This is a genomic window from Paenibacillus sp. FSL H3-0329, from assembly GCF_037963285.1.
GTDB classification, from domain to species: Bacteria; Bacillota; Bacilli; order Paenibacillales; family Paenibacillaceae; genus Paenibacillus_AQ; species Paenibacillus_AQ odorifer.
In genome coordinates, this window is the sequence record NZ_CP150150.1 from 683,369 (window position 1) to 695,589 (window position 12,221).

9 protein-coding genes are annotated in these 12,221 nt (G+C 47.1%); 7 read left to right on the top strand and 2 right to left on the bottom strand.

The genetic code is table 11. The features are described from left to right. Positions 1 to 167: 167 nt before the first annotated feature. From NSQ66_RS03030 to NSQ66_RS03050, 5 genes are all read left to right on the top strand, one after another. On the top strand, positions 168 to 1,052 hold the full coding sequence (locus tag NSQ66_RS03030) for an inositol monophosphatase family protein (RefSeq protein WP_036679857.1): 885 nt from the start codon (positions 168 to 170) through the stop codon (positions 1,050 to 1,052). Positions 1,053 to 1,067: 15 nt separating this feature from the next. Next, the gene (locus tag NSQ66_RS03035; protein ID WP_036679858.1) at positions 1,068 to 1,325 is read left to right on the top strand and encodes a hypothetical protein; all 258 of its coding nucleotides are present in this window, start codon (positions 1,068 to 1,070) and stop codon (positions 1,323 to 1,325) included. 106 nt (positions 1,326 to 1,431) lie between these two features. Further along, on the top strand, positions 1,432 to 2,724 hold the full coding sequence (locus tag NSQ66_RS03040; protein WP_339279551.1) for a stalk domain-containing protein: 1,293 nt from the start codon (positions 1,432 to 1,434) through the stop codon (positions 2,722 to 2,724). 101 nt (positions 2,725 to 2,825) lie between these two features. After that, complete coding sequence (gene def, locus NSQ66_RS03045; RefSeq protein ID WP_036679906.1) at positions 2,826 to 3,377, top strand: peptide deformylase; 552 nt, start codon at positions 2,826 to 2,828, stop codon at positions 3,375 to 3,377. 168 nt (positions 3,378 to 3,545) lie between these two features. Then, on the top strand, positions 3,546 to 4,166 hold the full coding sequence (locus tag NSQ66_RS03050) for a hypothetical protein (protein ID WP_038568624.1): 621 nt from the start codon (positions 3,546 to 3,548) through the stop codon (positions 4,164 to 4,166). Positions 4,167 to 4,719: 553 nt separating this feature from the next. Here NSQ66_RS03050 and NSQ66_RS03055 read toward each other — a convergent pair. Both NSQ66_RS03055 and NSQ66_RS03060 read right to left on the bottom strand, forming a co-directional pair. Continuing rightward, positions 4,720 to 6,036, bottom strand: coding sequence for a glutamate-1-semialdehyde 2,1-aminomutase (locus tag NSQ66_RS03055; RefSeq protein ID WP_339279553.1), 1,317 nt, complete (start codon positions 6,034 to 6,036; stop codon positions 4,720 to 4,722). Between the two features lie 124 nt (positions 6,037 to 6,160). Then, positions 6,161 to 7,207 carry an LCP family protein gene (locus NSQ66_RS03060; protein WP_036679863.1) on the bottom strand — a complete coding sequence of 349 codons (1,047 nt, stop codon included), beginning with the start codon at positions 7,205 to 7,207 and terminating at the stop codon, positions 6,161 to 6,163. Positions 7,208 to 7,312: 105 nt separating this feature from the next. Between NSQ66_RS03060 and bcp the strand changes: the two genes are divergently transcribed. Continuing rightward, the gene (bcp, locus tag NSQ66_RS03065; RefSeq protein ID WP_080742389.1) at positions 7,313 to 7,780 is read left to right on the top strand and encodes a thioredoxin-dependent thiol peroxidase; all 468 of its coding nucleotides are present in this window, start codon (positions 7,313 to 7,315) and stop codon (positions 7,778 to 7,780) included. Between the two features lie 123 nt (positions 7,781 to 7,903). After that, positions 7,904 to 12,187, top strand: a complete 4,284-nt coding sequence (locus tag NSQ66_RS03070; protein WP_339279725.1) for an acyl-CoA dehydratase activase-related protein — start codon at positions 7,904 to 7,906, stop codon at positions 12,185 to 12,187. Positions 12,188 to 12,221: the final 34 nt, after the last annotated feature.

Below are 12,221 nucleotides of genomic sequence, written 5' to 3' on the forward strand. Positions count from 1 at the left end.
CTTTATATGGACCTAGGGCATTTATGCTCGCAGGTGAGAATTGGGTCCTCTTTTGGCGGAACTTTGGGAACTTGGGGAACGTTTTGACGTATTGCACGGTATTGTGAATAGGATTGCTTTAGAATTAAAGCCATTGGCGATTATGTTCAAGAAAGTGGAGTGAAGATATGAGTCCTTTAAATCCAGAGGGTAAGAATGAACGTGAACCCTATGTAGTAACAAGCAAGGGACATACGGCGGTGGCCATTAATGCGGCTGCCAAAGCAGGAGAATGGATAAAGAGCAGACAGGGTCTCGTGAAGGAGCTGAATACAAAGACTTCAGCACAAGATCTGGTTACGGAAGTTGATAAAGGCGTTGAGCAAATGATTCGCAGGCTGATCCTGACACATTTTCCCGACCATGCCATTCTCGGGGAAGAAGGGGTTTCCCCGGGAGCAGCAGCGGCTACCGCTGCATTGGAAGAAGCTCGTGAGCATGAATATTTGTGGATTGTAGATCCTGTAGATGGTACGACTAATTTCGTACACGGATTTCCTTTTTACTGTGTCTCCATAGCATTGGTGATTCGCGGTGAACTAACAGTAGGCGTTATTTATGATCCGACTCGTGATGAAATGTTCGTCGCTGAAAAAGGAAAGGGAGCTTACATGCACGGTGTTCCTACCTCGGTCTCTACGGAGACTGATTTTGGGGACAGCCTGATCGCTATGGGCTTTCCGCCGGATCGTGAGTTTGCACAACCTGTGAATATGGCCGGACTGCAAAGTATTCTTCCGCAGATTCGTGGTATTCGTGCCGGAGGCGCGGCTGCTCTACATCTAGCTTATGTGGCGGCAGGCCGGGTAGATGGCTATTGGGAAGTGGGCTTAAGCCCTTGGGATTGTGCAGCAGGAGTACTGCTTGTACTTGAATCAGGAGGCAAGATTACGGATACCCTAGGACGTTCATATGATATTGGTACACGCCATGTAGTAGCAAGTAATGGCCACATTCACGAATATTTGGTTTCGTCACTGAAGAATGCTGAAGCAACAGGATATAAGCTTTAGGGAGGACGATACAGCATGAGTGAGAAGGATGATTTGGAACGCAAGCTGAGCGAAATGTTGGTAGATGGTGAGATGGAACAAGGCGATCGTACGGCTAAAGAAATCCGGGAAATCTCACCTAAATATGAAATTCGTATTCAGACTACGCTCGATCCTATTGTGGAAGAAACATTGCGTTATCGTAAGATTGGATATGAGCTGGATGACCGGTATGATAAATATCTGGAGCGTGCAGGGCAGAAGTTAGAGTCAGATGAAGATTCAGACAAATAATAGCCAGTGATTTGCGAGGGGCGGTTTCCTGAATATAGGAGGCCGCTCTTTTGCGTTGCTACCCTGGGATGGTAGAATGGAATTAGAACAATTTGGGAGGGATACGATGCTAGGCAATTGGAAAAAAAATTGGGCAGCTGGCATAAGCAGCCTGCTTTTGTTATCTGCGCTGATTAGCGTAGGAGCAGGCACGGCAAATGCGGCTGACACGACTGCAATACAAGACTCTGGGCAGGATGTCTTTCGCATCGTAGCTCTAGGTGATTCCATTACTGCTGGCTACGAGCCAGGAATGACGGACGTGAATACCAAGCCATACGGCTATGCGGAGAGATTGCTTGAGCAGGGCTGGTATCATGGCAGAAGTGCACTTACTAATTATGGTATCCTAGGCCTGACTACGGCCGGATTACGTAATTACACAGGAGCAATCAAGGATGGTTCAGTGATTACTGCTGAAGGAGTTCAGGCAGGTCTCCCAGATCCACGAATAGAGCAGTTCGTGAAGCTAACTCCGCAGATCGCAGCAGAGCTTAAGGAAGCTGATCTGATTACCATTACGATTGGTGGGAATGATGTAAGCAGTCTGTTCTTGCAGTTCAAGGAGCTGACGGATGCGGATTTCCAAACACAGCTGGACCAGCGGTTAGCGGATTATCAAACAAATGTGAAGGCAGTGCTGGAGAATATTCGTGCGGTAAGTCCGCAAGCGACGATTATACTGGCTGATCAATATCAACCTGCCCCTAAGGTCGCGCTTGGTCAAATGTACAACAGACTAATGACGGCAGCGGGCAAATTTACGGAAGCAGCGGATAGTGTAGCTGCAAGCGTAAATCAAGAGGGAGCGAAGGTGCTTGTAGCTCATGTTGCGGCAAAGTTTGCCGGGGTAGAAGGCTCGCTGACACATATTATTGGAGCAGGGCAAACTGATTTTCACCCAACGCAGCTTGGATATGAGACTATTGCTAAGGTTTTCGCGGAGTTACAATGGGGAGAGTATCGTGTTCCTACTGTAGCTACAATGGCTACTGCATCGGTACCGATGTCGATTGTAGTGAAGGGCGTGGAGTTGAATACACCCAATAAGCCTATCCTTAAAAATGGGCAGAACTTTTTGGCGCTGAAAGATATTCTAAATGCCGTGGGCGCAAGCGGGAAGTGGGATAACAAAACCTCCAGCGCTACCATCGTGTATGGCGGAAGAACCGTTGTGATCACCATTGGCTCGAAATTTATTAAGGTGAATGGAGAGAACGTGGCTATTGATACTCCAGCTTTTCTGCAAAAGGTAGGTAAGGAGGACAAAACCTACTTACCCCTTGCCGCTTTGGCGACAGGACTTGGATTCGATGTTAATTACAGCAGCAAACTGCGAACTGCTTTCATAAATCCATAAAGCTGCATACTATACATCATAAGAAATTAAATTAAGCCCGTAAGGAAAAGGTGGATGGAATATTGTCTAGTTCAAAATATAATGCTGAATATATCATCACCATGGATGATATAGTGCGGGAGGGTCATCCCGTGCTTCGTACCGTAGCACAACCAGTGGAGCTTCCATTACAGGCGGAAGATCGTGAGGCTTTGCAATGTATGCTTCAATTTCTGAAGAACAGTCAGGACCCGGAGATTTCCGAAGAATATAAGCTGCGCTCTGGCGTAGGTCTGTCGGCGAATCAAATCGGACTGGAGAAGCGTATGTTCGCGATGTATCTTACAGACGAGAGAGGGCGCGCTGTAGAGCATGCTTGGGTTAATCCTAAGATCATAAGCCACTCCTTGTCTATGGTGTACTTACCAGAAAGCGAGGGCTGTCTGTCCGTTGATCGTCCCGTGCATGGCTTTGTACCTCGGTATGAAACCGTGAAGGTGAAGGGTTATGATCTGGAAGGCAAGGAGGTTGTCCTTAAATTTAAGGGCTACCAAGCTATCATCATCCAGCATGAAATAGACCATCTCGATGGGATTATGTTCTATGACCGAATTAACAAGGAGAATCCGTTTAAGCTGCCTCAGGGTGTGGAGATCCGGAACTTATATGAGTAGGAGAGTAACTCCAAATTAAAAAGCGGGCGACCTTACAGCGTAAAGCTGATGGTCGCTTTTTTTTACCTATCGGCAAGATTATGATATTTCAAATATTTTACAAATCAATCGAAAGGATGTACCCTTACAATTAATGGATTTAAATTAGTAATAAGAGGAGGGCGTTAAATGAACTGGAGCAGAATGCCAATTAGAGGATTCGCCAACGAATATAATGATGAGGTTAAAAAGATTGATGAGCAGATTTTGAGTCTGATTCAGGAACGTAAAGCTATAACAGGCAAGAAACGATTATCCCCTGATAGTAAGCTACTTGAGGAATGGGTAACTAGATTCGAGATGAACACTACTCAGATTGTGCAGCATTTGCACCTTATGAATGAAACTGTACCCAGAAGACAATATTGGGAAGAGCCTGGTTTATTGCTGGGAGTGCTTCCGATTGTAAAGCGGACGGTCGTTGAAGAATGTGAATATATACTTACGCATGCTATGCAGTATGAAGCCTTCAGCATAGTTACTGTGGAAATTAAATATTTAAAAGAAGCTGTAGGACATATTCATCTTCGAACGGCTTTAACGCTTGAAGTGGCGGGTGAGAATGAATATGAAGTGCAGCCGCATGGTGGTCATGGAGGTGGAGCGCATACACAAATGCAATTCTTGGTCGCCCCAACGCTGCCGGAGCATCTGGAGGGTGTAGAGTTTTCGCTGGTACCCGGGAGCGAGCAAATGTTAAGACCATTAATGACTGAGATTACATTGGACAAGCAGGTGGATTTTACATGAGAGCAGTAGAATATTTGGACTTCTAAACGCTGTTAGCGGATGAAATCCGTAGATAAAGTGTATTTGAGCTTTTTGCGGTGTGAGCTACAGAGTTATTAGGGAAAAACTCCCTGAAAATAACCTATATTCTCTGTAAATGAACAGAATTAGGGATTTTCTCCCTAAAAAACGGGGTAAGTTCTTTATTTTCCACTAAATTAGCTAAATTATAGGGAGGATTTCCCCAATTATTAGTTTAATGACCAGAAATCCCTGAATTTAAGGTGCAATTTCCCTAATTATCTATCGAAGCTCCCTAACCCTTGTACTTAACACAGAGAAGGTCCGGCGATACCTGTTACGCAGCATATAGAAATTGACGCTTGAGATCGGCTGGCTTAAGCTTGCCACAAGCTACAGATGCAGACCGTGGATGAGTAAAAATGCAGAGCAGCGATCCTCCAATACAGGAGAAACGCTGCTCTTTTAACATTTGCGGTTTATGGGACTGGGACAGCCCGTTAATCTATTCAGCTTTTTTTTAGCTTATAGAGCACTGCGTGTCAAAACAATCTTATTTCTCAGCCACCATAGCGCGGAAGGATTCTTCAGCTGCGATAAGTGTAGCATCGATATCTGCATCAGTATGTGCTGTGGTCAGGAACCAAGCTTCGTATTTCGAAGGGGCAAGGTTAATGCCACGGTTCAGCATATGACGGAAGAAGCTGGCGAACAATTCGCCGTCTGTATCCTGAGCCTCGTCATAATTCGTAACCGGATGGTTACAGAAATGAGTGGAAAACGAACCACGGATGCGGTTGATTGTCAGTGGAATGCCATGACGGTCGGCAGATGCTTGAAGTCCATCGGCGAGGCGGATTGCAAGCCGATCCATTTCTTCGTATACACCCTCTGCACTCAGAACCTCTAAACAAGCAATCCCTGCAGAGATAGACGCAGGATTACCTGCCATTGTGCCAGCTTGATATGCCGGTCCAAGTGGAGCTACCTGTTCCATAACATGCTTGCGGCCGCCGTAAGCGCCGATAGGCAGGCCGCCACCGATGATTTTGCCAAGTGCAGTAAGGTCAGGAGTGATGTCCTCATGGTTATCCAGCCCTGCATAGGTTTGTGTAGAACCATAGTGGAAGCGGAAGGCAGTAATGACTTCGTCATAAATAACAAGGGAGCTATTATCGTGAGCCAGCTTGCAAAGTCCTTCGAGGAAACCAGGCTTAGGCATCACCATGCCGAAATTTCCTACAATCGGTTCAACCATAACAGCTGCGACATCTTCGCCCCATTTCTCCAGCGCCTCTTTCAGGCTGTCCAGATCATTAAAAGGAACGGTGATTACTTCCTGGGCGATACTGCTTGGAACACCGGCACTGTCTGGAATGCCAAGTGTAGAAGGTCCGGATCCTGCTGCTACGAGCACCAGATCGGAGTGGCCGTGGTAACAGCCGGCGAATTTTACGATTTTGCTGCGTTTTGTATAGGCACGGGCTACACGAATCGTTGTCATAACCGCTTCGGTTCCGGAATTGACGAAACGTACTTTATCCATAGATGGAATGGCTTCTTTTAGCATTTTAGCAAGTTTGATTTCGAGCTGGGTTGGGGTTCCGTAAAGAACACCATTTTCTGCTGCTGTAGTAATTGCTTTGGTAATATGAGGGTGGGCATGGCCGGTAATGATCGGTCCATAGGCTTGGAGATAATCGATATATTCATTGCCGTCTTCATCCCAGAAGTGAGATCCACTGGCGCGTTTCATAAATACGGGTGCTCCGCCGCCAACGGCTTTGAAGGAGCGGGAAGGGCTATTTACACCTCCAACGATATGCTGGAGGGCTTCGTGATAAAGTTGTTCAGATGTGGAACGATTCATAATGTGATCATCCTTTCGATTGTTGGTGCTCAAGGGAACGGGCGAACAACGGTGTTTTCCGTTGTCCGCCCGTATTATACCAAGTCACTGCTTTGTGTACATGTGAACTTTGCTTGTCAGGCCCTTAATTGGTCCCGCCAGAACTGCTATTGGAGGTGTTCTCCGATGTAGGGGTTGGTGTTGGCTCAGGACCATTTAGGGTATCCTGTATAAATTCTTTTAGCTTCTTTTCGCTACGAATTCCAATAACCTGTGATCCGTCACTTGTAGTTTCCTCGGTGAGCAGATCCATTGGCGGAATTTGCTCGCTGCCACCCATACTGCTATTATACCCTACGCTTGCCAGCTTCCACATATCATTAACTGACATATTGGTTTCAATATAAGGCGTAACCTGCGACAGGATATTTGGCAGCTTGACGATGGAGGTGGTGCTGATCAGCTTATCAGCCACAGCCTTGAGAAAACCGCGTTGGCGCTCGGTTCGAGTGAAATCGGAGGTAGCGTCATGCCGAAAGCGAACATATTGTAGCGCCATGTTGCCGTCAAGATGCTGGTATCCTTTTTTCAGATCAATATCATATTCAGGACCGTCTGCAACGGTTTTGTAGACCATATCTTTTTCGACTTCATAATCCACACCCCCAACGGCATCAACCAGCTTGATGAATCCTTGGAAGTCCGTGTAGACATAATATTGAATTGGGATACCGAGCAGATCGCTGACGGTCTGCATCGCAGTATTAGGTCCATAAATAATCGCTGTATTAATACGCTTCTCGCCATGATCCGGAATCGGAACGTACGTATCTCTCAGTATTGAAAATACACTGATTTTCTTCTTCACAGGGTCAAGAGAAGCGACGAGCATTGTATCTGAACGGGGGATTTCCCCTTTCTTCACACCTCGGGCATCCACACCCATTAATAGGATATTGACCGGCTCTGTACCTTCCCATTTAGGAGGCTCAGGGGTGTCAACATCAACGGTCTCTGCATTTTGAAAAGGTGAATCTTCAGTATTCGACATGCTACCAAGCTCATTGTAAATGGTTGTAATGTAGAAAATGGCCCCACCGATAATAAGGAGGAGTATAATGGCCAACGTCCAAAGCAGCGGTTTCTTTTTTGACTTACCAGTCTTTGCGTGCCTTTTCTTTCTAGGTGGCATTTCTCGTTCTTCCTTTCGCATTCACGTTGACTACATTATAATTTCTTTTGGGGATACGTGCAATTTAGGAATAATTCCCCAATCTTAAGAAGGAGTGGATCTATCTTGAACGAAGTAGCTATTGGACAAAAAGTACCCAATTTCACCCTTCCCTCTTCCAATGGGCATGAGGTTAGTTTGAGTGATTACTTGGGCCGAAAGGTCATCTTATATTTTTACCCTAAAAATATGACACCAGCCTGCACGCAGGAGGCCTGCGAATTCCGTGACGCTTTTGATCAAATCACGGCGGTGGGTGCGGTTGTTCTGGGCATTAGTCCGGACTCTTTGACATCGCACGCTAAATTTACAGAGAAGCATAGTCTGCCCTTTCCACTGCTGTCTGATGAGGATCATAAGGTAAGTGAAATGTTCGGCGTATGGCAGCTTAAGAAACTTTACGGCAAAGAGTTTATGGGGATTGTGCGATCTACTTTTCTGATTGATGAGCAGGGGATATTAGTGGAAGAATGGCGGAAGGTACGGGTAAAAGGGCATGTCGCAAACACGATAGCAGGAATAAGCGAATCATAAATTTTACTAATTACTTTTTATAGATGTCTATTACATTTTTAACAGCTTATATAAGGTGTTGTCATGATATAGTTTCCTCATAATTGCTTCAAATTTGGAGCAAGAAGAGGTGGTGGAGTGATAATGCTGCATATTGGGCTTGATATCGGATCAACTACTGCTAAATTAGTTGTCATAGAGCGGGACATCATTGTTTATCAAGACTATGTAAGACATTATAGCGATATTAAAAAAGCGGCCCTCTCTCTTCTGTCTGATGTACGCGACAGATTCCCAGAGAGGGGAGCTAGGCTTACTGTAAGCGGTTCCTCGGGTTTGTCTTTATCCAAATTAGGTGGAGTTCCCTTTATTCAGGAGGTGATAGCCTGCACGAAGGCGATCAGTGCGCTGATCCCCGAATGTGACACGGCGATTGAACTGGGTGGAGAGGACGCTAAGATAATATATCTTCGGGGCGGCATTGAGCAGCGTATGAATACAGCCTGCGCGGGCGGAACGGGAGCGTTCATCGATCAGATGGCAGCGCTGCTGCAGACCGATCCGGCAGGCTTAAATGTTTTGGCGGAGAAGCATGAGCGAATCTATCCCATAGCTTCACGCTGTGGTGTATTTGCCAAAAGCGATGTGCAGCCGCTGCTTAATGAAGGAGCACGCCGGGAGGATGTGGCGGCCTCGATCTTCCAGAGTATCGTTAATCAGACGATTAGCGGTCTTGCTTGTGGACGTCCGATTCGTGGACGGGTGGCTTTTCTTGGCGGCCCGCTGACCTTCCTGCCTGCCTTGCGGCAGCGTTTTGCGGAAACGCTGGAGCTGGCGGAGGAGGATATCCTGTTCCCGGAACGCTCACAGTATTTCGTGGCGATTGGAGCTGCACTCTCCGAAGCTGATCCAGTCGTGTTGCCACTTTCAAGCTGGATCACGCGAATTGCGGCGGTTGATTTTACTGCGGATCGAGCTGCGGATGCTGAATTGCCGCCGCTTTTTGAGAATGCCGCTGAGCTTGCAGAATTTCGGCTTCGTCACGGTAAAGCCTCTGCAGCAAGATCAGATTTAGCTTTATATCGTGGGCCCTGTTATCTAGGTATTGATGCCGGCTCAACTACAACTAAACTCGTGTTAACCGGTTCCGCTGACGAAATTCTCTATACCTTTTATGGCAGCAACAAAGGCAACCCGCTGCATTCGGTCAGCGATGCACTGAAGGAGATCTACCGGGTTCTACCTGAAGGCTGCCACATTGCAGGCTCATATGTGACAGGGTACGGTGAGGGGTTAATCAAGGCTGCTCTGCGGACGGATGGCGGAGAAGTAGAGACTGTTGCACACTACAAGGCAGCTTCCAAGTTCATGCCAGAAGTAGATTTTATACTGGATATCGGTGGTCAGGACATGAAGTGCATCAAGATCCGTGGCGGTGCTATCGACAGCCTTATGCTCAATGAAGCTTGTTCAGCCGGTTGTGGCTCTTTTCTGGAGAGCTTTGCCTCTGCCCTGGGACTTGGCATCGAGGAATTTGCTAAGACTGCACTCGAAGCGACTCAGCCTGTTAATTTGGGCTCGCGCTGCACGGTATTTATGAACTCTAAGGTTAAGCAGGTTCAGAAGGAGGGCGCGTCATTAGCGGATTTATCGGCGGGTCTTGCCTACTCTGTGATCAAGAATGCTCTGCAAAAGGTAATTAAAATCCGCAATCCGGAGGACTTAGGGCGAAATATCATCGTTCAGGGCGGTACCTTCTATAATGAAGCTGTATTGCGTGCCTTTGAGTCCTTAACGGGGCGAACGGTGGTTAGACCGGATATAGCTGGCGTAATGGGAGCTTATGGCTGTGCACTGATTGCGCGTGAGCAAGCCGGGGTTAACGGATCCAGTACGCTGCTTGGACCAGAGGAGCTTGCCAGCTTTAAATATGAGGTCTCCTCAGGCCGCTGTGGCCGCTGTGGGAATAACTGTGCGCTGACGATCAGTCGTTTTCCGGATAAGAGCTTTTATGTGACCGGCAATCGCTGCGAACGTGGCGCAGGAGTCAAAAAAGAGAAAAATGTCCTGCCGAATCTGATGCAGTATAAATATGAACGGTTTTTTGAGTACGAGAGTTTACCGGAAACAGGGGCATGGCGGGGGACCGTCGGGATTCCGCGTACCATGAATATGTTTGAGAATTACCCGTTCTGGCACACCTTTTTCACCAAACTTGGCTATCGGGTGATTCTCTCCCCTAAATCCAGCAAGAAGCTTTTCGAAAGCGGAATGGATACAATTCCTTCAGAATCGATATGTTATCCTGCGAAGATGGCACATGGACATGTGCAAAGCCTGATCGGTAAAGGTGTCGATTTTATTTTTTATCCAGCGGTGGTGTATGAGAAAAAAGAAGATGAAGCCGCGGATAATCACTTCAATTGTCCAGTGGTCGCCTCGTACCCCGAAGTCATTCGCAACAATATGGATGGGTTAAAGGACAATGGAATCAAGCTTGTCAGTCCATTCCTGACCTTTGATGATATTTCTGCGCTGACCAAAGGACTGGTGAAGACATTTACCAGCATTCCGCGAGATGAGATTACGTCCGCGGTGCAGGCGGGACTTACAGAGGCTGATAACGCCAAAAGTGATGTGCGTACTAAAGGTGAGGAGACCCTTGTGTATCTAGCTGATACTGGAACCAAAGGAATCCTGCTCTGTGGGCACCCTTATCATGCCGATCCTGAGATTAATCACGGGATAGCGGATATGATAACCGGGATGGGACTCGCCGTGCTGACAGAAGATTCTGTCTGCCATCTGGACCACAGCGAAGGAGATGTGGCTGTTGTGAATCAGTGGACCTACCATGCCCGGATGTACCGTGCAGCCCGCCTTGCTGCAGTCCGCTCGGATCTGGAGCTTGTTCAATTGACTTCCTTCGGCTGTGGGATCGATGCGATCACTTGTGATGCCGTACAGGATATTATGGAAAGACATAACAAGGTATATACATTGATCAAAATCGATGAGATCAGCAATCTTGGTGCAGCGCGCATTCGGCTTCGTTCATTGCTGGCGGCAATGCGTGAGCGTGAAAAAGGTAAGGTAGTGCCGCAAAAGCCGCCAAAAGTGCAGGCTAATGTGTTATTTACGAAGGAAATGAAAGAGACCTATACCATCCTTGCACCACAGATGTCGCCTATTCATTTTGAATTGTTTGAGCAGGTTTTTCGCGATGCCGGGTACCGTCTGAAGATACTTGAAACTACCGGACCCGAAGAGACAGAAGAAGGTCTGAGATATGTTAATAATGATGCGTGTTATCCGGCAATTGTGACGATTGGCCAGATTCTGTCGGCGCTGAAGAGTGGGGAATATGATCCGGATCGTACTGCTGTGATTATGTCACAAACGGGTGGCGGCTGCCGGGCTACGAATTATATTTCTTTGCTCCGCAAAGCCTTAAAGGATTCAGACCTTGAACAAATTCCGGTGATTTCACTCAATGCTTCAGGGATGGAGAATCAGCCGGGTTTCCGTATTAGTCTTAAGCTGGCGAATCGGTTGATAGCTGCCGCTTGTTATGGTGATCTTATGATGCGGATGTTAAATCACTTTAGGCCGCATGAGGTTGTTCCAGGAAGTGCGGAAGTTCTTTTCCGCAAAGGGATGGAGCGTTGCAAGGCAAGCTTATCCAACTTTTCATTCCGAGAATACAAACGCCTGATTCGTGAGATTGTTGCAGAGTTCTGCAAGCTGCCCGTTACGGGTATTGCTAAACCAAGAGTGGGCATTGTCGGTGAGATCCTGATCAAATTCCATCCGGATGCCAATAACCGCATTATAGAGATGATCGAGGCAGAGGGCGGGGAGGCGGTAATGCCGGACTTCCTGGATTTCATTTTCTATTGTGTATATAATCCGATCTACAAAGCTGAGCAATTCGGCAAAAGCAAACGGCTCGGCTATATCAATCCCATGCTGATCTCTTATCTGGAAATTTACCGTAAGCCGATTAAGGTTGCCCTTGAGGATGCGGGGTTAGCTAAAGGACGGGAGAATATTTATGGTCTTGCCGAGAAGGCCAGCCGACTGGTGTCCGTAGGAAATCAGATGGGTGAGGGCTGGTTTTTAACCGCAGAAATGATGGATTTGTTGGATAATGGTGTGAACAACATTGCCTGTATTCAACCGTTCGCGTGCCTGCCCAACCATATCACCGGGCGTGGGATGATTAAAGGTCTTAAGGAATTATATCCGGGTGCAAATATCGTGGCGATTGACTATGATGCTGGAGTCAGCGTCGTCAACCAAGCGAATCGGATCAAGCTGATGATGTCGATTGCCAGCAGCCAGGAAGAGACTAAGCCGTCTAATTTAAAACTGCCGGATAAGCCTCAACAGCAGACTTTACCTGAAAGTTCATACAGCTTAACCTGAGCATTGTTCAGACGAAAAAGCGGACCAAGGATCT

Bases quoted from the DNA above. Each gene is read 5' to 3' on its own strand.
- NSQ66_RS03030 (WP_036679857.1), top strand. From the start codon at position 168: ATGAGTCCTTTAAATCCAGAGGGTAAGAATGAACGTGAACCCTATGTA.
- NSQ66_RS03035 (WP_036679858.1), top strand. From the start codon at position 1,068: ATGAGTGAGAAGGATGATTTGGAACGCAAGCTGAGCGAAATGTTGGTA.
- NSQ66_RS03040 (WP_339279551.1), top strand. From the start codon at position 1,432: ATGCTAGGCAATTGGAAAAAAAATTGGGCAGCTGGCATAAGCAGCCTG.
- def (WP_036679906.1), top strand. From the start codon at position 2,826: ATGGATGATATAGTGCGGGAGGGTCATCCCGTGCTTCGTACCGTAGCA.
- NSQ66_RS03050 (WP_038568624.1), top strand. From the start codon at position 3,546: ATGAACTGGAGCAGAATGCCAATTAGAGGATTCGCCAACGAATATAAT.
- NSQ66_RS03055 (WP_339279553.1), bottom strand. From the start codon at position 6,036: ATGAATCGTTCCACATCTGAACAACTTTATCACGAAGCCCTCCAGCAT.
- NSQ66_RS03060 (WP_036679863.1), bottom strand. From the start codon at position 7,207: ATGCCACCTAGAAAGAAAAGGCACGCAAAGACTGGTAAGTCAAAAAAG.
- NSQ66_RS03070 (WP_339279725.1), top strand. From the start codon at position 7,904: ATGCTGCATATTGGGCTTGATATCGGATCAACTACTGCTAAATTAGTT.